This window comes from Pseudomonas sp. NPDC047961, assembly GCF_050272435.1.
GTDB lineage: Bacteria > Pseudomonadota > Gammaproteobacteria > Pseudomonadales > Pseudomonadaceae > Stutzerimonas.
In genome coordinates this window covers 1,115,272-1,138,741 of the sequence record NZ_JBNNMD010000001.1, presented here as the reverse complement: position 1 = coordinate 1,138,741, position 23,470 = coordinate 1,115,272, and the positions used below count along the sequence as shown (strand labels likewise).

The 23,470-nt window shown below is 59.8% G+C and carries 22 protein-coding genes; 13 read left to right on the top strand and 9 right to left on the bottom strand.

The genetic code is table 11. The features are described from left to right. Positions 1 to 45: 45 nt before the first annotated feature. The 6 genes from ACQKIK_RS05400 to ACQKIK_RS05375 form a co-directional block, all read right to left on the bottom strand. Positions 46 to 2,082 carry a nitric oxide reductase activation protein NorD gene (locus ACQKIK_RS05400; protein WP_499134999.1) on the bottom strand — a complete coding sequence of 679 codons (2,037 nt, stop codon included), beginning with the start codon at positions 2,080 to 2,082 and terminating at the stop codon, positions 46 to 48. 77 nt (positions 2,083 to 2,159) lie between these two features. Continuing rightward, positions 2,160 to 2,975: a CbbQ/NirQ/NorQ/GpvN family protein gene (locus ACQKIK_RS05395; RefSeq protein WP_241530235.1), complete on the bottom strand. Its 816-nt coding sequence runs from the start codon at positions 2,973 to 2,975 to the stop codon at positions 2,160 to 2,162. 7 nt (positions 2,976 to 2,982) lie between these two features. After that, positions 2,983 to 4,353 carry a cbb3-type cytochrome c oxidase subunit I gene (locus ACQKIK_RS05390; RefSeq protein ID WP_241530236.1) on the bottom strand — a complete coding sequence of 457 codons (1,371 nt, stop codon included), beginning with the start codon at positions 4,351 to 4,353 and terminating at the stop codon, positions 2,983 to 2,985. Between the two features lie 45 nt (positions 4,354 to 4,398). Continuing rightward, on the bottom strand, positions 4,399 to 5,268 hold the full coding sequence (locus ACQKIK_RS05385) for a c-type cytochrome (protein ID WP_045430347.1): 870 nt from the start codon (positions 5,266 to 5,268) through the stop codon (positions 4,399 to 4,401). 198 nt (positions 5,269 to 5,466) lie between these two features. Beyond that, positions 5,467 to 5,799, bottom strand: a complete 333-nt coding sequence (locus tag ACQKIK_RS05380) for a cupin domain-containing protein (protein ID WP_045430344.1) — start codon at positions 5,797 to 5,799, stop codon at positions 5,467 to 5,469. Positions 5,800 to 5,915: 116 nt separating this feature from the next. After that, entirely contained in the window at positions 5,916 to 6,947 is a 1,032-nt protein-coding gene (locus ACQKIK_RS05375; RefSeq protein ID WP_045430341.1) for a cytochrome-c peroxidase, read from the bottom strand. Positions 6,948 to 7,372: 425 nt separating this feature from the next. Between ACQKIK_RS05375 and ACQKIK_RS05370 the strand changes: the two genes are divergently transcribed. The 5 genes from ACQKIK_RS05370 to bamJ all read left to right on the top strand — a co-directional run bounded on the left by ACQKIK_RS05370 (position 7,373) and on the right by bamJ (position 12,127). Continuing rightward, positions 7,373 to 9,823, top strand: coding sequence for a Lon protease family protein (locus tag ACQKIK_RS05370; protein WP_045430338.1), 2,451 nt, complete (start codon positions 7,373 to 7,375; stop codon positions 9,821 to 9,823). A 175-nt stretch (positions 9,824 to 9,998) separates the two neighbouring features. Beyond that, positions 9,999 to 10,334 carry a PA4575 family protein gene (locus ACQKIK_RS05365; RefSeq protein ID WP_045430335.1) on the top strand — a complete coding sequence of 112 codons (336 nt, stop codon included), beginning with the start codon at positions 9,999 to 10,001 and terminating at the stop codon, positions 10,332 to 10,334. 165 nt (positions 10,335 to 10,499) lie between these two features. Continuing rightward, the gene (locus ACQKIK_RS05360; RefSeq protein WP_045430332.1) at positions 10,500 to 10,988 is read left to right on the top strand and encodes a TIGR00645 family protein; all 489 of its coding nucleotides are present in this window, start codon (positions 10,500 to 10,502) and stop codon (positions 10,986 to 10,988) included. Between the two features lie 112 nt (positions 10,989 to 11,100). Continuing rightward, positions 11,101 to 11,406 (top strand): DUF6482 family protein, encoded by a 306-nt coding sequence (locus tag ACQKIK_RS05355; RefSeq protein WP_045430329.1) that lies wholly within the window; start codon positions 11,101 to 11,103, stop codon positions 11,404 to 11,406. A 103-nt stretch (positions 11,407 to 11,509) separates the two neighbouring features. Then, positions 11,510 to 12,127: a BamJ family beta-barrel-assembly machinery protein gene (gene bamJ, locus ACQKIK_RS05350; protein WP_045430326.1), complete on the top strand. Its 618-nt coding sequence runs from the start codon at positions 11,510 to 11,512 to the stop codon at positions 12,125 to 12,127. A 10-nt stretch (positions 12,128 to 12,137) separates the two neighbouring features. On the opposite strand, the gene ACQKIK_RS05345 is transcribed toward bamJ, so the two are convergent. Continuing rightward, positions 12,138 to 12,365, bottom strand: coding sequence for a PA4570 family protein (locus tag ACQKIK_RS05345; RefSeq protein WP_045430324.1), 228 nt, complete (start codon positions 12,363 to 12,365; stop codon positions 12,138 to 12,140). A gap of 153 nt (positions 12,366 to 12,518) precedes the next feature. Beyond that, the gene (locus tag ACQKIK_RS05340; protein WP_241530237.1) at positions 12,519 to 13,487 is read right to left on the bottom strand and encodes a polyprenyl synthetase family protein; all 969 of its coding nucleotides are present in this window, start codon (positions 13,485 to 13,487) and stop codon (positions 12,519 to 12,521) included. Between the two features lie 248 nt (positions 13,488 to 13,735). Between ACQKIK_RS05340 and rplU the strand changes: the two genes are divergently transcribed. The 5 genes from rplU to ACQKIK_RS05315 all read left to right on the top strand — a co-directional run bounded on the left by rplU (position 13,736) and on the right by ACQKIK_RS05315 (position 17,412). Next, positions 13,736 to 14,047 (top strand): 50S ribosomal protein L21, encoded by a 312-nt coding sequence (gene rplU / locus ACQKIK_RS05335; RefSeq protein ID WP_003302133.1) that lies wholly within the window; start codon positions 13,736 to 13,738, stop codon positions 14,045 to 14,047. 35 nt (positions 14,048 to 14,082) lie between these two features. Beyond that, entirely contained in the window at positions 14,083 to 14,340 is a 258-nt protein-coding gene (gene rpmA / locus ACQKIK_RS05330) for a 50S ribosomal protein L27 (RefSeq protein ID WP_019339713.1), read from the top strand. Positions 14,341 to 14,503: 163 nt separating this feature from the next. After that, entirely contained in the window at positions 14,504 to 15,721 is a 1,218-nt protein-coding gene (cgtA, locus tag ACQKIK_RS05325; RefSeq protein ID WP_127838440.1) for an Obg family GTPase CgtA, read from the top strand. A 104-nt stretch (positions 15,722 to 15,825) separates the two neighbouring features. Further along, entirely contained in the window at positions 15,826 to 16,944 is a 1,119-nt protein-coding gene (gene proB, locus ACQKIK_RS05320; RefSeq protein ID WP_499134994.1) for a glutamate 5-kinase, read from the top strand. A 9-nt stretch (positions 16,945 to 16,953) separates the two neighbouring features. Beyond that, on the top strand, positions 16,954 to 17,412 hold the full coding sequence (locus ACQKIK_RS05315) for a CreA family protein (RefSeq protein WP_046163885.1): 459 nt from the start codon (positions 16,954 to 16,956) through the stop codon (positions 17,410 to 17,412). A 97-nt stretch (positions 17,413 to 17,509) separates the two neighbouring features. Here the strand turns inward: ACQKIK_RS05315 and rpsT are convergent, their stop codons facing one another. After that, on the bottom strand, positions 17,510 to 17,788 hold the full coding sequence (gene rpsT / locus ACQKIK_RS05310; protein WP_003281567.1) for a 30S ribosomal protein S20: 279 nt from the start codon (positions 17,786 to 17,788) through the stop codon (positions 17,510 to 17,512). A 217-nt stretch (positions 17,789 to 18,005) separates the two neighbouring features. Here rpsT and murJ point away from each other — a divergent pair, with 217 nt between their 5' ends. The 3 genes from murJ to ileS all read left to right on the top strand — a co-directional run bounded on the left by murJ (position 18,006) and on the right by ileS (position 23,421). Continuing rightward, the gene (murJ, locus tag ACQKIK_RS05305) at positions 18,006 to 19,553 is read left to right on the top strand and encodes a murein biosynthesis integral membrane protein MurJ (protein WP_463287187.1); all 1,548 of its coding nucleotides are present in this window, start codon (positions 18,006 to 18,008) and stop codon (positions 19,551 to 19,553) included. 84 nt (positions 19,554 to 19,637) lie between these two features. Further along, positions 19,638 to 20,588, top strand: a complete 951-nt coding sequence (ribF, locus tag ACQKIK_RS05300; RefSeq protein WP_064481479.1) for a bifunctional riboflavin kinase/FAD synthetase — start codon at positions 19,638 to 19,640, stop codon at positions 20,586 to 20,588. 1 nt (position 20,589) lies between these two features. Next, complete coding sequence (gene ileS, locus ACQKIK_RS05295) at positions 20,590 to 23,421, top strand: isoleucine--tRNA ligase (RefSeq protein WP_499134990.1); 2,832 nt, start codon at positions 20,590 to 20,592, stop codon at positions 23,419 to 23,421. The last annotated feature ends 49 nt before the right edge of the window (positions 23,422 to 23,470 follow it).

Here is a 23,470-nt window from a genome sequence, read left to right as displayed (position 1 = left end):
CTGAGGGATTCCAGCGGCGTTCGATCTCTAAAGGCTTTGGCCTGATCAGGTCGCGATCAGCCGCTTGAGCCACTCCAGCAATACGCTCGGCAGTAGTTCCGGTTTTGGCAGCAAGGCGTATTGGTGAGCGCCGAATACTGTGGGTAAGTAGTTGGCTGCCTGGCGGTCGATTGTCAGGCAGAACGTCGAGATTCCCTGCAGATTGGCCTCGGTCACGGCCTGTCGCATGTCCTCTACGCCGTAGCGACCCTCGTACTCATCCTTGTCGTTCGGCTTGCCATCGGAGAGCAGCAGCAGCAGTCGATGCGTGGCGGCCTGCTGCAGTAGCTCGCTGCTGGCATGACGGATCGCCGCGCCGGCGCGGGTGTAATGTTCCGGCTCGAGCGCGCTGATGTACAGGGCCACTTCCTGGCTGAAGGGTTCGTCGAAGCGTTTCAGTTGTCGCACGATCACGGCGTCCGGGCCTTCGCCCGAAAAGGCCTGCACGGCGTAAGGCTCACCCAGGCTTTCCAGCGCGATGCAGACGACGAGCAGCGCTTCACGCTCCACATCGATGATCCGGCGCCCGGCTGATACCCAGCCGTCCGTCGAGCCGCTGACATCGATCAGCAAGGTAATCGCCAGATCCCGTTCCGCAGTGCGTCGGCTCTGATACAGCGCATCGGACAGCGAGCCGCCGGCTCTGAAGTCGGCATAGCTGTCGATATAGGCCTGCAGGTCGATCTCATCGCCATCCAGTTGTCGGCGACGCGTTACGCGGCGGGCCCTCAGCATTTCGAAGCGCCGGCGGATCTGGTTCAGCATCGAACGATGCTCATCCAGCGTGGCTTCTACCCATTGCGGGGAGCCGGGCAGATTGGGCAGCACGCGGACTATGGCGCCGGGTTGGCGGTAGTGCCCGGTGTGGTAATCCCATTCCGGATAGGAAAGACCTTGGCCGTCGGCGATAGCACGTTTGAGCTGCAGGGCCGTGTTGCTGTCTGGCGGGTCGTCCGAAATCAGCACCTCTTTAGGGCGCCCCGGTGTCGAAACCAGGCGTGCCTCGGGCAGTTCGGAAAGCATGTCGCCGTATTCGTCTGCGCTGGTGTCCTCGTCATGGTCGACTGGGCGACTCAGGCCCAGCGGGTCCTCTGCGTGCTGGTGCGGCTCATCGGCCTGCACCATGAACACTCCCTCGTCGTGTTTGTCCTCGTCCTCGGCGGCTTTGCGGATATCCGGGCGCCTGGGCAAGTGGGCGCTGCGCGGCGGTGCTGTGTCAGTGGAGGTTTGGCCGTCTGCGGGCAGCGCGTTTGCTGACCCTTCCGCTGCGCTGCTGGGCCGAAAAAGGTGGCCGGTCCAGCAGTCCCGCAGTAGCGGGGCATTGCCCAGTGAACGGTCCTGCGGTGACAACCCCAGCGTGCTCAGTACGGGATCGATTAGCCGCTGTGAATGCGCAGGCGATTCGCTGAGCGGGAAATCTTCTGGCGTTCGGCCGCACGGGCTTGCGAGCAACTGACGCAGCAGCAATTCGAGCGGCTGGCGCGCCTGAGAGAACGCGGTGAGTAACGGGCGTTGCCGCAAGGCCTGTCGTCGTAAATGCTCAATGGCCGAGCCCATGCCTGGCAGCATTTCGACCAGCGTCTCATCGACCGCCCAGGCTTCAAGTAGCAGATAGACGTCGGCCTGTAGTGGTGGAAGCGTTCCCTCGATGAAGCTGGCACTGCCGCGTTGAGCACGTATCGCCTGTTGCAGCGCCATGATTCGATAGTGTTCGTGACCGCGATCGATGTCCTCAATACCGGAGTCGGCGGGCAGCCACAGGTGCTTGCCGTCGGTAGCCGGAATTGCCTGGCTCTGCCAGGGATGCTGAGCCCGGCGAAACAGCCGAGCCAGCACGGTGGGTATCGGCGGGAGCTGCGCAATTCTGATCGGGTAGCGTGTACCCGTGACGGCAGTAATCAGCAGGTCCAGGCGAGGCGCCGCGTCAGCAAGCGTTACCGTAGGCGGGCCTTTCGGCAGCGGACGATGACGGCGCCATAACCTCTGCACGAACACCGTGGCATGGCGTGCGGCGTCGCTGACCAGCTCCTCGGCTTCAGCCATGCCGACAGGAGCCGATGCGGCGACGTTGCTCGGCGTATTTGTTGGCCGCGGCTGGGGGGCGAGGGGACATGCAATGTCTAAACAAAGGTGCCGTTAACCAGATCGCGCAGGGTGCTGACCATCGAGGGCTCGTCGGACAGCGGTGACACAACAGCGGCATAGCAAGCCTCCCGTACTGGAATGCCGCAGAGGGTCAGCGTGCCCGCCGCAATCAGCAGTCGGGTGCTGGGGACCTCTGCCAATCCGCGGTCACGCAGCTGGCGGATACGGCCTGCGAGGCTGACCAGTCCCTTGGCCAGGGCCGGCTCGACTCCGCTTTCATGCTGCACGATCAGCGCCTCGTGTTCGGGTGCTGGGAAATCCAGGTCCATCGCGACGAAGCGCTGACGGGTGCTGGGTTTGAGGTCTTTAAGCATGCGCTGGTAGCCGGGGTTATAAGACACGACCAGCTGAAAACCGGGTGCTGCCTGGACGTTCTCACCGGTCTTGTCGATCGGCAGAGTGCGTCGGTAATCGGTCAGTGCGTGCAGCACCACCACCGTGTCCTGCCGCGCCTCGACGACCTCATCGAGGTAGCAGATCGCACCCTCACGAACGGCTCGGGTCAGCGGTCCATCCTGCCAGACGGTACCGTCATGGCGGATCAGGTAACGACCGATCAGATCACTTGCTGCGAGATCGTCATGGCAGGGAATAGTGATCAGCGGCCGACCAAGCCGCCAGGCCATGTGTTCGACGAAACGCGTTTTACCGCAGCCGGTCGGGCCCTTGAGCATGACCGCCAGCCCCCGGCTGTGGCAATGCTCGAACAGCGTGACCTCGTTACCCGCCGGCCGATACCAGGGCTCGTCCTGCGGTCGCCGAGCGGTGAGGTCATGAACAGACTGATCCACGCCCACCTCAGACGGCCCTGTCTGCACGCATGCCGGTTTCTGTTAGCTCGTGGTCGTCTGCCTCGAAACGCGGTCGGTAACTGAAGAAGTCGTAGATAAATAAGCCGACGCCAACGGAGAAGATGCTGGCGGTGGAGATCAGCATCACGAAGTGAATCTGGATTTTCAGCTGCGCATCCAAGTAGCCCATGCCCATGATCCGCTCCAGATACACCTGGCCGATCCCCGCCGTGGCGAAAGAAAGGGTCATGCCGAACATGCCGGCCAGCTGCAGCCAGAAGGCCCAGTAACCGATCGTTGTGCCTTGCTCCGGCCGCTTGTTGGTCAGCGATGGCAGGGCATAGGTGATCATCGCCAGCACGATCATGGCGTAGGCGCCGTAAAAAGCTGCGTGGCCGTGCATGGCGGTGATCAGCGTGCCGTGGGTCCACTTGTTGACGCTTGGCCAGGTGTGCGCCAGCCCCAGCAGACCTGCACCGAACAGCGTGAAGATGGTGCTGCCAAGCGCCCAATGCAGCGCCAGCGAATTGGGATGCGCCATGCCCGAGCGGCGCATGGCGCTGTAGGCGTACATCGCCATGCCGATGATGGCCAGCGGCTCCAGCGCGCTGAAGAAACCGCCAATTGGTAGCCAGTAATGAGGCACGCCGACCCAATAGTAGTGGTGCGCCGTGCCGAGAATGCCGGCAATGAACACCAGGCCGACGATGACGTACAGCCACTTCTCCAACACTTCACGGTCCGCCCCGGAGAGGCGAATCAGCAGATAGGCGAGGAAGGCCCCCATGATCATCATCCATACGCCTTCCACCCACAGGTGAATGGTCCACCAGCGGTAAAAGATGGAAACCGTGTAGTTCTCGTAGTGCAGCAGCGCGGGAAAGAACAGCACGGCGGAGCTGACCAACCCCAGTAGCAACACGCCTTCGGTGGTGGTGAATCGGCCGGATTTCTTGATGGTCATGCCGATGTTGTAGAGGAATATCAGCATGCAGATGACGATGACGATCTTGTGCGGCAGCGGCTGCTCCAGAAGCTTGTTGCCTGTGCCGTAGCCGAACAGGTAACCGATGACGGCAGTAACCCCCATCGCGGTCCATAGTCCCAACTGGATGTAAGCGAGCTTGGTGCTGTGTAGTTCGGTGCGCGATTCATCGGGCACCATCCAGTAGGTCGCGCCCATGAAGCCGGTCAGGACCCAGACGATCAACAGGTTGGTGTGGATCACCTTGGTGACATCGAACGGCAGGATACTCAGCAGCGGGTCCGGCCCCAGGTATTTGGTTGCCGACAGCAGGCCGAACACCAATTGCAGTCCGAAAAGCACCATCGCTACGGCGAAGTACCAGTAGGCGACCGATTGTGATTTATAGCGCATGGCTGAACCCCTGCATGTTCGTCCGGCGAGCTTTGCGCACCGCACTCATTTGAATGACGCCAGGTACTGCACCAGTTGATCGACTTGCTCGTCGGTCAGCGATTCGCCGTAACCGTTGGGCATGAACGACACGCCCTCGGCCGAATACATTTCCCCAGGATGCAGGTAGGCGCTTGGCGAAACGATGGATTCGCGGATATAGCCTTCGACGCTGTCGGCTTCGCCCTCGTAGCCGGGCGAGTCGAGGGTTTGCTGGGCCCGTGTTGCTAGCCCAGCCAGTGTTGGCCCGGCGAGGTTCACACCGGGAGCGATGGAATGGCAGGCGTTGCACGCCGGGGTAGCGGTGCGGAATAGCGCCTCGCCGAGGGCAATCGGGCTTTCGTCTCCGGTGACTGGTCGAGCGCCCGGTGGCATCTGGTTCTCAGTCTTGCCGGGTCCGGAAATGTCCTGCTGGGCAATGGTGAGACTGGTGCCGGGGATCGAGGAGCCGGTGACCAGGATTGGTCTCGGTGGCCAGCCCTGATTGTCGACATTAGCGACCCAGTCGAGGAACGCGATGAGGTCGTCGATCTCCTCGTCTTCGAGGTTGGGGTTGGGCATCAGTCGGCGATGCTGTTCCTCGTTGTAGAACCGCTCCGGCTCCTTCATGAAGGCCTTGAGATAGGGCGCACCGCGAAGTTGCGTGATCTTGGTCAGGTCCGGTGCGTAGTAGGCTCCTTCGCCAAACAGCGTATGGCAATTGATGCAGTTGTTTGCGTGCCATACGTCGTTGCCGCGGGTTACGGCCGGGGTAATGCTGTCGGCATTGGTCAGCTTCGGGAACTGTCGGTGGCTGTCAATCGTCAGCCCAAGGAATACCAGTGAGGCAACCAGGGTTGAGATGATGGCGAACAAGCGGGTCTGTCTTTTGTTCATCGTAGGCTCCGCTCAAACACCGATACCGGCCCAATGGACGATACCCATGACGCCGGCGTAGATGACTGCAGTTGCCATCAGCGCCAACACCACAAAACTGAGAACTCTGAAGAACTTCACCAAAGTGATGATCCTTTCGTTGGCCGAAGCGTTGTTGCACGGCTGGCGTTAGCCAGAGCTTGTTTGGCTTGCGTCCGCTCAGGTTTCAGGTCGGCGCTGGATGTTCACCAGTACCACGGCATCGGAGAGCGCCCGAAGTGCGTGTTCGGCGTGGCCTTCGAGATAGAGGTGATCATTCACCTGCATGGTGTGCCAGGTGCCGTGCGCATGGACGTCTACCGTGCCTTGCAGGCACAACAGCGTGACGGCGCCGGCGACGGCGTGGGGCGGGAGCTGCTTGCCTTCCGGCATGCACAGGCGCATGACTTCGAGATCGGGTGTGCTGACGATTGCTTGCGATTGAACTGCTGATAGTTCTGAGTGTGTGAGGACGTTGACCACTTCCCCGGATTGAGCATGGTGCAAAGCCATCGGCGTTCACCGTTTTGGTGCATGTCACCGGAGGCTAGTTCACGAAGGGGGATGCGTCGAGGCAGGTTAGGGTTTCGAGCCTGCGGCCTGAGGCCGCAGGTTCGACTTCCTACCTCTTATTCGGGGCGAGGGGTGTTTGACGTGCTGGCTGGTAAAACCGGGTAAGCCACGTGAGGCTGTTCGCCCGTCAGGCTGCGCAGGAAGGCCGCGATGGCACCGACCTCGTCTTCCTTGAGTGTGCGGCCTAGCTGGCTGTCGCCCATGATCGCCACCGCCTGTTCCAAATCCCAGACCTCACCACTGTGAAAATAGGGTGGCGTCAGCGCTACGTTGCGCAGGGGCGCGGCGCGGAACACGTACTCGTCAGTTGCCGTATTGGTTACGGTGAAGCGGCCCTTGTCCCCAGACGGCAGGATTTCTGCACCAGGCTTTTTGATCACGCCAAACGGGAAGTAGCCCTGGCCGCCCACGTTGACGCCGCTGTGACAGGCGGTGCAGCCCGTGTCCATGAACAATGCCAGGCCTTCTTTCTGCTTGGCGTCGAGCGCCGTGTCGTCGCCCTTGAGGTACCGGTCGAAAGGCGCGTCCGGTGTGATCAGGCTGACTTCAAACGCCTCCAGCGCATAAGCCATATTGTCGAAGCTGACCGGGTCCTTGTCGTTCGGAAAGGCCTGCTTGAACTCGTTCGCATAGTCCGGGATGCTTTTGAGCGTCGCGACGACCCGCTCTGGGGTGTTGTTCATCTCGACCCCGGCTTGCACCGGGCCCTTGGCCTGGGCCTGCAGATCTTCTGCGCGGCCATCCCAGAACTGGGCGGCATTGAATACGGCGTTGAGCACGGTGGGTGAGTTGCGTGGGCCTTTCTGCCAGCCGTGACCGATCGAAGTGGTGACGTTATCGCCACCGCCGAGGCTGAGGTTGTGGCAGGTGTTACAGCTGATGACGTGGCTGCGCGATAGGCGCGGGTCGAACCAGAGCTTGTGACCCAGTTGCGCCTGATCAGGGCTGACCGCTTTACCGCGAACCTCCGTGACCTTTGCCGGGATCGGCTTGAATATCGCATTGGCGCGTTCGCGCAACTCGTCGGCGTTAGCCATGTTTGAGATCAGCATCAGTCCGCTGAGCAGAACGGGTACAGAGCAGCGCATCACGGAGTCCTTTTTCTATGTTGTCTGCCCTATGAGGCGCTTCTTGCGCGCCAGGCAAGTTGACTTGAATCAAGGCGGCGGTCGTCATCGCCTGCCCGTCTGTCGCAGGGATGGATGCAGGGCTCTGCGTTGTCCTCCAGAACTCGGACATTCTCGGCCTGCGCACGCCGATGGCAGGCAACAGATGCGGTCGCTGAGACGGAGATTCGTCAGGCGTCTTTTTGTAAAACGCTGAGCCCCACGAAAAAGAAACCCATGGGGAAATAGAAAGTCGGCAACAACGCCAGGCAGGCGTCTTTGTGCTGGGGCCGACGCTGCCGGCAAACCTTCGAGTCGCATCTTGCTGGACCTTGCAGCCAGCGGGAGGCATCGCCAGAATGGCAGCATCAATCGTGGCCAAAAGGCCACTCCTGCAAGGATTTCCAATGCCCGAAACTGTCGCTGCCGGCCTGCGCCTGGCGCCTGATGCGCTCACCCGTCCCTTCGAACCCAGCCAGTTCGCCTTCAAGACCACCGATGAGTTGGAGCCCTTTCTCGGCGTGCTCGGACAGGAGCGGGCTGTCGAGGCGCTGCAGTTCGGCGTGGCGATGCCGCGCCCTGGCTATAACGTTTATGTAATGGGTGAGCCGGGGACCGGGCGGTTCTCGTTCGTACGTCGCTACCTCAAAGCTGAAGGCAAACGACTGGATACGCCCTCGGACTGGCTCTACGTAAACAACTTTGACGAGCCACGCGAGCCGCGCGTGGTAGAGCTGCAGCAGGGCGGAGCGGGCGAGTTCATTGCCGACATTGGTCAGCTGATCGACAACCTGATGGCGACCTTTCCGGCGGTATTCGAGCATCCAAGCTTTCAGCAGAAGAAGAGTGCGATTGATCGTGCCTTCAACCAGCGCTACGACAAGGCATTGGATATCATCGAAAAGCTGGCGCTAGAGAAAGAAATCGCGCTCTACCGGGACAGCACCAACATTGCCTTCACGCCCATGAAGGACGGCAAGTCGATGGACGAGGCGGAATTCGCCCAGTTGCCGGAAGCGGAGCGCGAGCGTTACCACGAAGACATTTCCGCGCTCGAAGTTCACCTTAATGAAGGACTGGCCAGCCTGCCGCAATGGAAGCGCGAATCCAGCAATCAGCTGCGGCAGCTTAATGACGAAACCATCAGCCAGGCGTTGCAGCCTTTGCTGGCGCCTCTTTCAGAGAAATACGGGGAAAACGCGGGCATCGAGGCCTACCTCCAAGCCGTGCAGGTCAACCTGCTGAAAACGGTGGTCGAGCAGCTGGTTGACGAAAACCGTCCCGATGCCCAGACCCGTCAGCTCCTCGAAGAGCAGTACAGCCCCAGCCTTGTGGTCGGCCATCCGCTCGATGGGGGTGCGCCAGTGGTGTTCGAGCCGCATCCAACCTACGACAACCTGTTCGGTCGTATCGAATACAGCACCGATCAGGGCGCGCTTTACACCAGCTATCGTCAGCTGCGTCCCGGTGCGCTGCATCGGGCCAACGGCGGCTTTCTGATGCTTGAAGCGGAAAAGATGCTCAGCGAGCCCTTTGTCTGGGAAGCGCTGAAACGTGCCCTGCAATCGCGCAAGTTGAAGATGGAGTCGCCGCTGGCTGAGTTGGGGCGACTGGCCACGGTGACGCTTAATCCGGAAGTCATCCCGCTCAATGTCAAAGTCGTGATCATTGGCTCACGTCAGCTCTATTACACCTTGCAGGACCTGGATCCGGACTTTCAGGAAATGTTTCGCGTGCTGGTGGACTTCGATGAAGAAATTCCGCTGGCCGAGGACAGCCTCGAGCAGTTCGCACAACTGATGAAAACGCGCACTTCCGAAGAGGGTATGGCGCCGTTGACTGCGGCGGCCGTCGCGCGCCTGGCCACTTACAGTGCACGTTTGGCTGAGCACCAGGGGCGGCTGTCGGCAAAGATTGGTGATCTGTTCCAGCTGGTTAGCGAGGCGGATTTCATCCGTCAACTGGCCAAGGATGAAGTCACCGATGTCGGCCATATCGAGCGCGCGCTGAAAGCCAAGGCCACTCGAACCGGACGTGTCTCGGCGCGCATCCTCGAAGACATCCTTGCAGGCGTGATCCTGATCGATAGCGAAGGCGCTGCGATCGGCAAGTGCAACGGTTTGACCGTCCTCGAAGTGGGCGATTCGGCGTTTGGCATGCCAGCGCGAATTTCCGCCACTGTTTATCCGGGTGGCTCGGGGATTGTCGACATCGAGCGTGAGGTTAACCTCGGTCAGCCGATTCACTCCAAAGGCGTGATGATCCTGACCGGCTTTCTCGGCAGCCGCTATGCGCAGGAGTTTCCGCTGGAGATCTCCGCAAGCATCGCGCTTGAGCAGTCTTATGGGTACGTCGATGGCGACAGTGCTTCGCTGGGAGAATGCTGCGCACTGATTTCGGCCATTTCGCGGACGCCGCTCAAGCAGTGCTTCGCGATCACTGGTTCGATCAACCAGTTCGGCGAGGTGCAGGCGGTCGGTGGCGTCAATGAAAAGATCGAAGGTTTTTTCCGACTGTGCGAAGCACGCGGATTGACCGGAGAGCAGGGCGCAATCATTCCTTTTGCCAACGTTACGACGCTGATGCTCGACGAGCGGGTGCTGGAAGCCGTGCGTCAGGAGCGGTTCCATATCTATGCAGTGCGTCACGTCGATGAGGCGCTTTCGCTGTTGGTAGGGGAACCGGTTGGCGGGGCGGACAAGGACGGACAGTTCCCCAAGGGCAGCGTCAACGCGCGGGTGGTCGAGCGTTTGCGTGACATCGCCGAGATCGAGCTTGAAGACGATCATCGAAGCGATGCGGCGTCACCCGAGGAAGTACTCGCGGCAGCGCAGGCAAAGGGAGCAGAGCAAGGGTAATCGGACGAACGATCCGAGCAACAACTGGACGGAACGATACGGCGTGCGGCGGGTCTGCAATGGAAGAGAGTTTCCACTCTCTATCCACAAAGTTATCCACAGCTTGAGTGGGTAACGGACTTGCGGCCCTTTCCTCCTGAATGAGGGTGCGCAACCGAGCGCGAGGATCGCCGTCATGTCTCAAACACTCTGCTTGAATCGCCAGTGCCTGGGTTTGGTTACCCGTATCGAATGCATCATTCGTCCGCTGTCTGGCGGCAATGGCTTGTGGACGTTGCTTTGCGCGGCTGGAATCGACGCAGGGCAGCCTACCGCTATCAAGGCCCAAGGCCCGTTCCACGGGCCACGCGAGGCCGAGTCGGTGCTGAAGGCGATTGCCGAAAACCTCTATGGACAAGGTTATACAGAATCAGAGTCGCCATCGATCTGGCAACTGCATATGCAGGCTGAGCTGCGCAAGGTCAACGCAAACCAGGCGCGCTATCTCAGCGGCTGGGGCGCTAAGTCCTGACCGTCCGATTCAAGTAAGGCTGTCTGGCCCCTCGTTTTGTGGCCGGCAATTACCGTTTGCGAATTCTTATCCACAACGGAAACATGCCGCCATAGCGTCTTCTTGAAGACTCGACCGCGCTGCGTATACTCGCTTGCCGAAACCCGCCACACCCAGTGAGAACAGATGGAACGCTTGATCGAAAACACCATGTACGCCGCCCGCTGGTTATTGGCGCCTATTTATTTTGGCCTGGCCTTTGCGCTGCTGGCCCTGGCGATCAAGTTCTTTCAGGAAATTTGGCACATCCTTCCTGCCGTGCTTTCGCTAAGTGAAGGCGATCTGATCCTCAAGCTGCTGTCGCTGATCGATATGGCCCTGGTTGGCGGCTTGCTGGTGATGGTAATGCTGTCTGGTTACGAAAATTTCGTCTCGCAACTGGACGTGGAGGAAGGCAAGGAGAAGCTCGACTGGCTTGGGAAGATGGACTCCGGTTCGTTGAAAATGAAGGTCGCTGCCTCGATTGTGGCGATCTCGTCGATTCATCTGTTGCGCATGTTCATGGATGCGCAGCAGCTCGAGAGCGAGCAGTTGATGTGGTACGTGATCATCCACCTGACGTTCGTCTTTTCAGCCTTCGCCATGGGCTATTTGGATAAGCTCACCAAGCACTGAGGTGACTACGGTTCGTAGCGTGCGGTGGCAGGCAGGGAAATGTGGTTAGTGGTTGTGATTGGTTCTCCTGATATTGTACAAGAGGTTCGTTTCTGTACACGGAGAAGGTCGCATGAATCTGCAGGCATTGCTGGACAGCGCACAAGCACACCATGTCGACGCGCTGGATCTGGTGTCACTCGAGGGCGGCTCCTATCTATTGAATGTCTACGCCCAAGGCAAATCGCATGTGTTGCGCGACGAAGAGAGCAACGTGATCCATCTGCGATCCGTGGAGCATGCACGTGATCTCCTCAGCGAGATGCCAGTAATCCCCTTCTTTCTGGTTCACAGCTCGGCATACGATGAAATGTGCGGCTTGGCCGAGGGCGTTCGCGAACCGTTGCGCGTGCCGATCAGCCTGCGTTCCGCCTGGTAGGCCCCGTTTTGTGCCGCCTATGTGCCGTTCGAAAAACAGTCTTGGGTGGCGCTGCTGGTCGCTGTGCTAGGCTGTGCGGCCTTTTTTCCAGTGGAGCCGATGCATGACTGAACTGAACCTATCAACCGACGAAACGCGCGTGAGCTACGGTATCGGCCGTCAACTGGGTGATCAACTGCGTGAGAACCCGCCGCCTGGGATCAGCCTGGATGCTGTGATCGCCGGTATTCGCGATGCCTTTGCCGGAGCAGCCAGCCAGGTCAGTCCGGAAGATCTGAATGCCAGCTTCGCCGTCATCCGTGAACGTATGCAAGCCGAGGCACAGCAAAAGGCAGAAGCTGCTGCAGGTGAAGGCAAGGCCTTCCTGGCTAAAAACGCCCAGCGTGAAGGGGTTTCGACCCTGCCATCGGGTCTGCAGTACGAAGTGCTGACAGCGGGAGAGGGCGCCAAGCCCAGCGCCGAGGACCAGGTGCGTACGCATTATCACGGCACGCTGATCGACGGCACTGTATTCGACAGCTCCTACCAGCGCGGCCAGCCGGCCGAGTTTCCGGTGGGTGGCGTGATTGCTGGCTGGACCGAAGCGTTGCAGCTTATGGGCGTGGGCAGCAAATGGCGGCTTTACGTGCCGAGCGAGCTGGCTTACGGCGCGCAGGGTGTTGGCAGTATTCCTCCGCACAGCGTACTGGTGTTCGACGTCGAGCTGCTGGCTGTTCTGTAGAACGCTGCTGCTAAGGGCGCAACGCCCTGGCATAGGAGAACAGGAACAGGTTCCGCACCTGCTCCTTGAGCACGCAGGGTTCGCTGGTGCTCAACTCCTGCAGATCCAGATCGCCCTGGTCGCGAAGCTCGTCCAGGGCGTCTCCCTCTAAGGTAACGCACACCGCACCGGTGCTACGGTCGAGTATCCGCAGGTAGGGTTGCGGGCGGTCCAGCCATGCATCGATCAAATAAGTCATGTGCACCTCCAATTAATCTCCTTAATGAGAATAATTGTTATTTGCAAAGATGCAAGCGCAAAGATACCGATGCGACTGGTGGCGATCAGGAGGCAGGTGCGGCGATGGCGTGAATTCAAGGGTGCCCAATCGCACCCTTACTAAGCGGTGTGTTCAGTGAGTGCGAGCGACGGCGAAACGGCTTAATTCGACCAGGGCGTCGCGATACCTGTTGGCAGGGATCAGCTCGAGGCAGGCTATGGCTCGATCGGCGTAGTCGCGCGCCAAACGGGCCGTGTAATCCAGTGCGCCGGCTGCTTCTACAGCACGGCGGATACTCTCAAGATCCTCGATGCCGCCTTTCTGAATGGCCTGACGTACCAGTGCGGCCTGTTCTGCTGTGCCTTCGCGCATCGTGTAGATCAGCGGCAGCGTCGGCTTGCCTTCGGCGAGATCATCACCGACATTCTTGCCCAGCGCTTCGGCATCGCCCTGATAGTCGAGCAGATCATCGACCAGTTGGAACGCAATGCCGAGGTAGTCGCCGAAGGTGCGCAGCGCCTCGCGTTGCGCCTCGTTAGCACCCGCCAGAGTGGCTGCGCTATGCGTGGAGGCCTCGAAGAGCATCGCGGTCTTGCCGCGGATGACTTCCATGTAGATCTCTTCTGTGGTGCTGGCGTCGCGCACTTTGGACAGTTGCAGTACTTCGCCTTCGGCGATGACGCGAGTGGCCTGCGAGATGATTCGCATGACGTCCATCGAGCCAAGTTCGACCATCATTTCGAAAGAACGCGCGTAGAGGAAGTCACCGACCAGCACGCTGGGTGCATTGCCCCACAAGGCGTTGGCGGTTGAGCGGCCGCGGCGCATGCCGGACATGTCAACGACGTCATCGTGAAGCAGTGTCGAGGTATGCAGGAATTCAATGATCGCTGCCAGCAGGCGCAGCTGCTCACCCTTTAGTCCCAGCGCATTACCGCTGAGCAGGACGAGCAGAGGGCGCAGGCGTTTGCCGCCGGCCGAGGTAATGTAGTCCCCGATCTTTTCCACCAGCGGTACGCGGGACGTCAACTGGTTGCGGATAATGCCGTCAACAGCGGCGAAATCTTCACCCACTACTTGGTAAAAGGCCTGGGGTTGCATCGGGGACGAGTACTCCTCGGAGATTGCGCGGCATGCTATGGGGCGGGTCATGCAGTGTCAAGGCAAGGCCCGGCGGCTATTGCGTAGGGGCAGGTGGATGCGTACAATCGCGGACCCTGAACTTTCCCCCTGGGCATTTCCCTGCCTTACGCAATTGCAAGGGCGTCCTTTCCGGCCCCGAGCAGCCATGCCAGCCTCTAACTATTTCACTTAAGCGCTGGGTGAGCAGGATCAACGGAGATACACAGATGTACGCAGTTATCGTTACCGGCGGCAAGCAATACAAGGTCGCCGAAGGCGAATACCTCAAGATTGAAAAACTCGAAGTTGCCACTGGCGAAGCCGTCACTTTTGACCGCGTTCTGCTGATCGGCAACGGCGACGATGTAAAGATCGGCGCTCCGGTGGTCGATGGTGCCAAGGTCACTGCTGAAGTGATCGCTCAGGGCCGTCATGACAAGGTCACCATCATCAAATTCCGCCGTCGTAAGCACCACATGAAGCGTCAGGGCCACCGTCAGTGGTTCACTGAGGTCAAAATCACCGGCATTCAGGGCTAATCGGGCCTGAATCCCCTTATAGGAGTATTGAACTCATGGCACACAAAAAAGCTGGCGGTTCTACCCGCAACGGTCGCGACTCAGAAGCCAAGCGTCTTGGCGTGAAGATGTACGGCGGCCAGGTCATCAAGGCCGGTAACATCATCGTGCGTCAGCGCGGCACTCAATTCCATGCCGGTTACGGCGTTGGCATGGGCAAGGATCACACCTTGTTCGCCAAGGTGGAAGGCGTGATCAAATTCGAAGTGAAGGGTCAGTTTGGCCGTCGCTACGTGAGCGTCGTCGCAGCCTAATCGCGGCGTTGCTGGAAAAGCCCTGTCATGCGACGGGGCTTTTTTGTTTCTGTATCCTCTGTAGGGCTCTTGCAAAACACTGCTGTGCTCTCACTATCGCTGGGTTTTGCAAGACCCTTATGTTCCTGTTTTCTAGCCCGTCCTTGCGGCGGGAGGCGTTCCCATGAAATTCGTCGATGAAGTATCGATTTTTGTAAAGGCCGGCGACGGCGGTAACGGCATGATGAGCTTCCGTCGTGAGAAGTTCATCGAGAAAGGCGGCCCCAACGGGGGCGATGGCGGCGATGGCGGGTCCGTGTATCTGGAGGCTGACGAGAATCTCAACACGCTCGTCGACTACCGTTACACCCGTCGCTTCAATGCGCCCAATGGTCAGAAGGGCGGCAGTACTGAATGTACGGGTGCCAAGGGTGACGATCTGATCCTGCCGGTGCCGGTCGGTACCACGGTGATCGATGCCGCCACTCAGGATGTAATCGGTGACTTGACCAAGGCGGGTCAGCGCCTGCTGGTTGCGCAGGGTGGCTGGCATGGGCTGGGCAACACGCGCTTCAAGTCCAGTACCAACCGTGCTCCTCGCCAGACCACGCCAGGCAAGCCGGGCGACGCGCGCGACCTGAAGCTTGAGCTGAAGGTGCTGGCGGATGTCGGACTGCTGGGGTTGCCGAACGCTGGTAAGAGTACCTTCATCCGCTCGGTGTCGGCTGCCAAGCCGAAAGTTGCCGATTACCCGTTCACCACGCTGGTGCCGAACCTTGGGGTGGTGAGTGTTGGCCGCTACAAGAGCTTCGTGGTCGCTGACATCCCGGGTCTGATCGAGGGTGCTTCGGAGGGGGCGGGGCTTGGTATTCGCTTCCTCAAGCACCTTGCGCGGACGCGTCTGTTGCTGCACCTGGTGGACATGGCGCCGCTGGATGAAAGCGATCCGGCCGATGCGGCAGAGGTGATCGTGAATGAGCTGGAGAAATTCAGTCCTGCACTGGCGCAACGAGATCGCTGGCTTGTGCTGAACAAGGCTGATCAGCTGCTCGAAGAAGATCACGACGAGCGGGTTCAGCGGGTAGTCGAGCGGCTAGAGTGGGACGGCCCCGTATTCGTTATCTCTGCACTTGAGCGCGAGGGTACCGAGGCGTTGAGTCAGGCCATCATGCGCTATCTGGATGAGCGCACGGTGCGTATCGCCGAGGAGCCAGCATACGCGGAAGCGCTTGCCGAGCTGGATCGGCAGATTGAAGACGAGGCGCGTGCTCGCTTGCAAGAGCTGGATGATCAGCGAGCCTTGCGGCGTGCCGGTGTCAAGCCTGTCGACGAGGTCGACGAAGACGACTTCGATGATGATGACGACGATGAAGGCGGTGCTGAGATCTTCTACGTACGTTGACGCATGCCCGCATCGTCGCGGGCGTCGCTAGCAAATGGTTGCGGGCTGGCTTAACTGCCGCTTGCTGAGTGGTTTGGCCGGGTACCGATTGGAAGGCAGGATCGATGCGGGACAAGGTGAGCGGCGCGCGGCGCTGGGTGGTGAAAATCGGCAGCGCCTTGCTGACTGCTGATGGGCGCGGGCTGGATCAGGCGGCAATGGCTGTCTGGGTCGATCAGATGGTGGCGCTGCGCGAGGCGGGTGTCGAACTGGTGCTGGTGTCGTCTGGCGCTGTCGCTGCTGGTATGAGTCGTCTCGGTTGGGCCGCCAGGCCAAAGGCCGTCCATGAGCTGCAGGCTGCAGCGGCGGTCGGGCAGATGGGGCTGATACAAGCCTGGGAAACCAGCTTTGCGCGCTGCGAGCAGGAAACTGCGCAAATCCTTGTAACCCACGATGATCTTTCCGACCGCAAGCGTTATCTCAATGCGCGCAGCACGCTTCGCACGTTGATCGATCTGGGTGTGGTGCCGGTTATCAATGAGAACGACACCGTGGTCACCGACGAGATCCGCTTTGGTGACAACGATACCCTCGCTGCCCTGGTGGCGAACCTGGTTGAAGCGGATTTGTTGGTGATCCTTACTGATCGCGACGGCATGTTTGATGCCGATCCGCGCAATAATCCTAACGCCAATTTGATCAGTGAGGCGCGTGCCGATGATCCCGCGCTGGATGCGGTGGCGGGTGGCACAGGTGGCGCGCTCGGGCGGGGCGGTATGCAGACTAAGTTGCGCGCGGCTCGTCTGGCGGCGCGCTCTGGTGCCTATACGGTCATTATTGGTGGCCGAATCGAGCGAGTGCTGGCGCGGCTGAAGGCGGGTGAGGCGCTCGGCACGTTGTTGGCGCCTGAATGTAATCGTCATGCTGCGCGAAAGCAGTGGTTGGCTGGGCATCTCCAGACGCGTGGTACGGTCGTTCTCGATGACGGTGCGGTACACGCCTTAAAGCAGGGTAATCGCAGTCTGTTACCTGTCGGAGTTAAGGCGGCACACGGTGGTTTCCGGCGTGGCGAAATGGTGGTCTGTGTGGGTCTGGATGGTCGCGAGGTCGCGCGCGGTCTGGCGAACTACAGTGTGGCCGAAACGCAACGAATCCTTGGTCGCCCGTCGGACGAAATTGAGAAGCTGCTCGGTTATGTTGATGAGCCAGAGCTTATTCATCGCGACAACATGATCTTGGTCTGAGGTGGTTTGATGCGACTGGCAAAAGCGTTAATGGTGTTGCTGGCGTGGCCGGCGGTCGGTATGGCGCGAGAAGTGGGTGAGGTCGATACGGTTTTCAAATGGCTCGGACCGAATCATAAAATCGTAGTCGAGGCGTTTGACGATCCCAAGGTTGAAGGCGTGACCTGCTATCTGTCACGTGCCAAGACGGGCGGCATAAAGGGTGGGCTCGGTCTGGCTGAGGATCGCGCCGAGGCGTCGATCGCTTGTCGGCAGGTCGGGCCGATTCGGATGGGCGAGAAGCTCAAGGATGGCGAAGTCGTCTTTAAGGAGCGGACGTCTTTAGTGTTCAAAACCATGCAGGTGGTGCGCTTTTTCGATGAGGCGCGCAATACGCTGGTCTATCTGGTGTATAGCGATCGTGTTATCGAAGGGAGTCCGCAGAACGCCGTTACTGCGATTCCGATACTGCCTTGGGCTCAGCCATAAAGGTGCCTGGTTGGGCTCGCTGAGATCGATGCCTTGGCATCGAATCGCAGACATAAAAAACCGGCTCAAGGCCGGTTTTTTCACAAGAGCGTACAGCTTAGGCTGCAGCAGCTTCGCCGAGGGCCTTGATATGGCCGTTCAGGCGGCTTTTATGCCGAGCTGCTTTGTTCTTGTGGATGATGCCTTTGTCGGCCATGCGGTCGATTACAGGCACGGCTGCAGTGTAAGCAGTACGAGCTTTATCCAGATCTTTTGCATCAATGGCTTTGACCACATTCTTGATGTAGGTACGAACCATGGAGCGCAGGCTGGCGTTGTGGCTGCGACGCTTCTCAGCCTGAATTGCGCGTTTTTTGGCGGAAGGGCTGTTGGCCACCGTCGAACTCCTCGAAAACGTGGGATTACAAAGCAAATAAGGCCGCGAATCATGCCGATGCTGCGGGCTCTTGTCAACACTGATTGAACAATCGAGACACTGGCCGGACAGATGGGGTGCCGCTAAACTCGCGACCTCTTTCACTGTCGTAACTGGCCATCGAGACGATGCCCGGTGACTGGCCGGAACCCCTCCCGCTGCAACTCTAGGAAGACAAATGTCCGATACATCCGGCAAAGGCGGATTGCTGCGGTCCAGTGCGGTAGTCAGCGTGATGACGCTGCTGTCACGGGTGCTGGGCATGGTACGCGATATGGTAGTGGCCAGCTACTTCGGTTCTGGTGCCGCTGCTGACGCATTCTTCATAGCCTTCAAAATCCCAAACTTTTTGCGCCGTCTGTTTGCAGAAGGGGCTTTCGCCCAAGCCTTTGTTCCGGTGTTGTCGGAATTCCGGACCAAGCGGACCCAGCTGGAGGTCAAGCTGCTGGTTGACCGCACAGCTGGCATGCTTGGGCTGATCTTGACGGGCATCACCGCAGTCGGGGTGCTGGCTTCGCCTTACGTGGTCATGCTTTTCGCGCCAGGCTTTCATGATGACCCGGCTAAAATGCAGTTGGCCGGCGAGCTGCTGCGCATCACCTTTCCTTATCTGTTGCTGATTTCACTCACGGCGTTTACGTCCGGTGTGCTCAACACGTACGGGCATTTCGCAGTACCGGGCTTCACGCCTGTGTTGCTCAATGTCTGCATGATCAGCTCGGCCGTTTTTCTGACACCTTACTTTGATCAGCCCATTATGGCGTTGGCATGGGGCGTGTTTATCGCAGGCTTCGCCCAGCTGGCCTTCCAGCTTCCTTACGTTGCCAAGCTGGGATTGCTGCCCCGGCCTCGGGTGAAGTTCGGAGACGAGGGGGTGCGGCGAATCATGCTGTTGATGGTGCCGGCGTTGTTCGGCGTGTCGGTCAGCCAGATCAATCTCTTGCTCGATACGGTTCTTGCCTCGTTTCTGCAGACAGGCAGCGTCTCCTGGCTTTATTACGCAGACCGCCTTTCGGAGTTGCCGCTGGGCGCCTTCGGTATTGCGATCGGCACCGTGATCCTGCCTAGCCTTTCTCGTCAGCATGCCGGAGATGACCCCAAGGCTTTTTCCAACACGCTGAACTGGGCGCTGCGAATGGTGCTGCTGGTTGGGGTTCCTGCGGCGCTCGCGCTGGGCATCCTGGCTGAGCCGATGATTGCCAGTCTGTTCTTTTATGGTGCGATGAGTGAGGAGGCCGTCGTGCAGTCGGCCAGCGCGCTCGAGGCGTACTCGCTCGGCGTCCTGGCATTCATGCTGATCAAGGTGCTGGCGCCGGGCTTCTTTGCTCGGCAGGATTTAAAGACGCCGGTGCGTATTGCAATCATCTGCATGATCGCCAACATGGTGCTGAATCTAATGCTGATCTGGCCGCTCCAGCATGTGGGCTTGGCCTTGGCGACTTCGTTGTCCTCGATGCTCAATGCTGGGTTGCTGTTCTGGGGGCTGTATAAGACGCGCGTGTTCCTGTTTGCTCCGGGTTGGGGTTTGTTCCTTTTGAGGTTGGCGGGCGCCTGTGCCGCCATGGTGGCGATGGTCTGGTGGCTAAACGCACCGTCGGTCGAGTGGTTCGCGTGGGGCTGGCAGCAGCGAGCGCTGCAGCTGGGGCTGCTGGTTGTAGCGGGGTTGGGCGCTTTCGCGGTGGGCTTGGTAGTGCTCGGTTTGCGACCGCGGCATCTCCGTCATTGATCCTTACCATACGCGGGTGGCAAGCCTGTCCGCGACTGCTGCCTCATGCGTATAATCGACGACTTTTCAAGCAAGAAGTGCGGTATGCAGCTGGTTCGAGGTCTTCACAACCTGCGACCCCGACATCGGGGTTGCGTCGCCACCATCGGCAATTTCGACGGGGTTCACCGGGGGCATCAAGCTATCCTGGCGCGTCTGCGCGAACGTGCCGCCGAGCTCGGGCTCCCCAGCTGCGTGGTGATCTTCGAGCCGCAGCCGCGTGAGTATTTTGCCCCGGACAAGGCCCCTGCTCGGCTGACCCGCCTGCGAGAAAAATTGCAGTTGCTGAGTGAACAGGGTGTCGATCTGGTGCTGTGCCTGGCATTTAATCGTCGTTTGCGCGAGCTGAGTGCCGCAGAGTTCGTACATGCGACGCTGGTAGACGGCCTTGGCGTTCGGCATCTGGAGGTCGGTGATGACTTCCGTTTCGGTTGCGACCGAGCCGGGGATTTCAACTTCTTGTTACAAGCTGGTGCTGCGGAAGGCTTTACCGTCGAGGCGGCCACGACCATAGAAGTGGGCGGTGAGCGCGTCAGCAGTACGCGGCTGCGCCAGGTTCTCGCCGCTGGTGATCTACAGCTGTCAGAAAAACTGCTGGGTCGGCCGTTCAGTATCACCGGTCGTGTCATGCATGGGCAGGCGCTAGGGCGTCAGCTCGGTGCGCCGACCGCAAACATCCAGCTTAAGCGCAAGAATACGCCGCTTAGCGGCGTGTTCATGGTAAGCACAGAAGTCGATGGCGTAGTGCAGCCTGCAGTCGCCAACATCGGTATGCGCCCCTCGGTCGAAAGCGATGGCCAGCCGCATCTGGAAGTGCATTTGCTTAATTATCAAGGCGACCTTTATGGCCGTCTGCTGCGCGTGACCTTTCATCGTAAGCTGCGTGACGAGCAGCGCTTTGCCTCGCTGGAGGCGCTCAAGACGGCGATCGAAGCAGATATCGCCGCGGCTCGCGAATACTGGCGAGCTTCACCCTTTACCACGAGTCAGGACTGAAATGACCGATTACAAAGCGACCCTCAATCTGCCGTCCACGGCGTTTCCGATGAAGGCCGGTCTGCCACAGCGCGAGCCGGAGACCCTGCAGCGCTGGAACAGCATCGACCTGTACGGGAAGCTGCGGCAGATTGGCGAGGGTCGTCCGAAGTTCGTCCTGCATGATGGCCCTCCGTATGCAAACGGCAGCATTCACATCGGCCACGCGGTAAACAAGGTCATCAAGGACTTCATTGTTCGCTCCAAGACCTTAGCCGGTTTCGACGCGCCCTACGTGCCGGGATGGGACTGTCATGGTTTGCCCATCGAGCACAAGGTCGAGATCACCTACGGCAAGAACCAGCCGGCCGACCTGACGCGCGAGCGCTGCCGTGCCTACGCGGCCGAGCAGATCGAAGGGCAGAAGGCTGACTTCATCCGCCTCGGCGTACTGGGCGAGTGGGACAATCCCTACCGCACCATGGACTTTGCGAACGAAGCCGGGGAAATCCGCGCGCTGGCGAAAATGGTCGAAGGTGGATTCGTCTTCAAGGGCCTGAAGCCGGTGAATTGGTGCTTTGATTGCGGTTCGGCGCTGGCCGAGGCGGAAGTCGAATACCAAGACAAGAAGTCCGATGCCATCGACGTAGCCTTCCAGGTGGAGGACGCGGACAAGCTGGCGGCTGCGTTTGGTGTCGGAGCACTGGCCAAACCGACCAGCATCGTTATCTGGACCACCACGCCTTGGACCATCCCGGCGAACCAGGCGCTCAACGTACATCCCGACTTCGTCTATGCCTTAGTCGATACCGGCGACAAGCTGCTCGTTCTCGCCGAAGAGTTGGTTGAGTCCTGTCTGCAGCGCTATGACCTGCAGGGTCAGATCATCGCCCGCTGCCAGGGCAGCGAACTGGAGCTCATCCGCTTCCGTCACCCATTCTATGAGCGCTTCGCGCCGGTCTATCTGGCCGATTACGTAGAAACCGGTGCAGGAACCGGTATCGTCCATTCGGCACCTGCTTACGGTGAAGACGACTTCCGCTCCTGCAAGCATTACGGCATGGAGAATGATGACATTCTCAGCCCCGTTCAGAGCCACGGCGTATACGTATCGGACCTGCCATTCTTTGGCGGGCAGTTCATCTGGAAGGCCAACCCGGCCATCGTCGAGAAGCTGGAAGAAGTCGGTGCGCTGCTCAAGCACGAGTCGATCCAGCACAGCTATATGCATTGCTGGCGGCACAAGACGCCGCTGATCTACCGTGCGACGGCGCAGTGGTTCGTTGGCATGGATAAAGTGGCGCATGACGGCAGCTCGCTGCGTCGTCGCGCGTTGGATGCCATTGAGCAGACTGAGTTTGTTCCGGCCTGGGGCCAGGCGCGGTTGCACGGCATGATCGCCGGCCGTCCGGACTGGTGTATCTCCCGTCAACGGACATGGGGCGTGCCGATCCCGTTCTTCCTGCACAAGGAAAGCGGCGAGCTGCATCCGCGCACCGTGGAGCTGATGGAAGCCGTCGCGCAGCGCGTCGAGCAGGGAGGCATCGAGGCTTGGTCGAAGCTGGATGCAGCCGAGTTGCTGGGCGACGAAGCAGCGCAGTACGAGAAGATCAGCGACACCCTGGACGTCTGGTTCGATTCCGGCACCACCCATTGGCATGTGATGCGCGGTTCGCACCCTATGGGCCACGAAAGCGGCCCACGCGCCGATCTTTATCTGGAAGGCTCCGACCAGCACCGTGGCTGGTTCCACTCCTCGCTGCTAACCGGCTCGGCTATCGACGGGCACGCACCGTATAAGGGGTTGCTGACGCATGGTTTCGTGGTCGACGAGAACGGCCGCAAGATGTCCAAGTCGCTGGGCAACGTCGTTGCGCCGCAAGAAGTCACTGACAGCCTGGGCGCGGACATTCTCCGTCTCTGGGTGGCCTCGACCGATTACTCCGGTGAAATGGCCGTCTCCAAGGTGATCCTGCAGCGCAGCGCAGACTCCTATCGCCGTATCCGTAACACTGCGCGCTTCCTGCTCTCCAACCTTGACGGTTTCGATCCGGCGCAGCATCAGGTTCCGGCCGACCAACTGATCGCCCTCGACCGCTGGGCTATCGATCGTGCCCTACTGCTGCAGCGGGAAATCGAAGAGGCCTATGGCACCTACAAGTTCTGGAACGTCTACCAGAAAGTGCATAACTTCTGTGTTCAGGAACTGGGCGGTTTCTACCTCGACATCATCAAGGACCGTCAGTACACGACCGGCGCCGACAGCCTGCCGCGCCGCTCCTGCCAGACCGCGCTGTATCACATCGCCGAGGCGTTGGTGCGTTGGATTGCGCCAATTCTGTCGTTCACGGCTGATGAAATCTGGCAGTACTTGCCGGGCGAGCGCAACGAGTCGGTGATGCTCAACACCTGGTACACCGGGCTTGCCGAACTGCCAGGTGATGTCGAACTGGGTCGCGAGTTCTGGGAAAAGGTCATGGCGGTCAAAGCGGCGGTGAACAAGGAGCTGGAAACCCAGCGGGCCGCGAAAACCATCGGTGGCAATCTGCAGGCCGAGGTCACCTTGTACGCCGAAGACGCGCTGGTTTCCGACCTGGCGAAACTGGGAAGCGAATTGCGCTTTGTGCTGATTACGTCGGCTGCGACTGTGGCGCCTCTCGCCGAAGCGCCAGCCGAAGCCGTGCAGAGCGAGCTGCCCGGTCTCAAGCTGCAGATCAGCAAAACCGGCCACGCCAAGTGCGGCCGGTGCTGGCACCACCTGCCTGACGTCGGCACTCACGCGGCACATCCTGAGATCTGCGGTCGCTGCATTGAAAATATCGAAGGCGCTGGCGAGGTTCGCCACCATGCGTGACGGCATACGGTACGTTAGCGCGAGTGCAGCCCGCCGCGCGCTTTCGAGG

Excerpts from the sequence above, each read along its gene's own strand:
- ACQKIK_RS05400 (WP_499134999.1), bottom strand. The coding sequence starts at position 2,082 with ATGGCTGAAGCCGAGGAGCTGGTCAGCGACGCCGCACGCCATGCCACG.
- ACQKIK_RS05390 (WP_241530236.1), bottom strand. The coding sequence starts at position 4,353 with ATGCGCTATAAATCACAATCGGTCGCCTACTGGTACTTCGCCGTAGCG.
- ACQKIK_RS05385 (WP_045430347.1), bottom strand. The coding sequence starts at position 5,268 with ATGAACAAAAGACAGACCCGCTTGTTCGCCATCATCTCAACCCTGGTT.
- ACQKIK_RS05380 (WP_045430344.1), bottom strand. The coding sequence starts at position 5,799 with ATGGCTTTGCACCATGCTCAATCCGGGGAAGTGGTCAACGTCCTCACA.
- ACQKIK_RS05375 (WP_045430341.1), bottom strand. The coding sequence starts at position 6,947 with ATGCGCTGCTCTGTACCCGTTCTGCTCAGCGGACTGATGCTGATCTCA.
- ACQKIK_RS05370 (WP_045430338.1), top strand. The coding sequence starts at position 7,373 with ATGCCCGAAACTGTCGCTGCCGGCCTGCGCCTGGCGCCTGATGCGCTC.
- ACQKIK_RS05365 (WP_045430335.1), top strand. The coding sequence starts at position 9,999 with ATGTCTCAAACACTCTGCTTGAATCGCCAGTGCCTGGGTTTGGTTACC.
- ACQKIK_RS05360 (WP_045430332.1), top strand. The coding sequence starts at position 10,500 with ATGGAACGCTTGATCGAAAACACCATGTACGCCGCCCGCTGGTTATTG.
- ACQKIK_RS05355 (WP_045430329.1), top strand. The coding sequence starts at position 11,101 with ATGAATCTGCAGGCATTGCTGGACAGCGCACAAGCACACCATGTCGAC.
- bamJ (WP_045430326.1), top strand. The coding sequence starts at position 11,510 with ATGACTGAACTGAACCTATCAACCGACGAAACGCGCGTGAGCTACGGT.
- ACQKIK_RS05345 (WP_045430324.1), bottom strand. The coding sequence starts at position 12,365 with ATGACTTATTTGATCGATGCATGGCTGGACCGCCCGCAACCCTACCTG.
- ACQKIK_RS05340 (WP_241530237.1), bottom strand. The coding sequence starts at position 13,487 with ATGCAACCCCAGGCCTTTTACCAAGTAGTGGGTGAAGATTTCGCCGCT.
- rplU (WP_003302133.1), top strand. The coding sequence starts at position 13,736 with ATGTACGCAGTTATCGTTACCGGCGGCAAGCAATACAAGGTCGCCGAA.
- rpmA (WP_019339713.1), top strand. The coding sequence starts at position 14,083 with ATGGCACACAAAAAAGCTGGCGGTTCTACCCGCAACGGTCGCGACTCA.
- cgtA (WP_127838440.1), top strand. The coding sequence starts at position 14,504 with ATGAAATTCGTCGATGAAGTATCGATTTTTGTAAAGGCCGGCGACGGC.
- proB (WP_499134994.1), top strand. The coding sequence starts at position 15,826 with ATGCGGGACAAGGTGAGCGGCGCGCGGCGCTGGGTGGTGAAAATCGGC.
- ACQKIK_RS05315 (WP_046163885.1), top strand. The coding sequence starts at position 16,954 with ATGCGACTGGCAAAAGCGTTAATGGTGTTGCTGGCGTGGCCGGCGGTC.
- murJ (WP_463287187.1), top strand. The coding sequence starts at position 18,006 with ATGTCCGATACATCCGGCAAAGGCGGATTGCTGCGGTCCAGTGCGGTA.
- ribF (WP_064481479.1), top strand. The coding sequence starts at position 19,638 with ATGCAGCTGGTTCGAGGTCTTCACAACCTGCGACCCCGACATCGGGGT.
- ileS (WP_499134990.1), top strand. The coding sequence starts at position 20,590 with ATGACCGATTACAAAGCGACCCTCAATCTGCCGTCCACGGCGTTTCCG.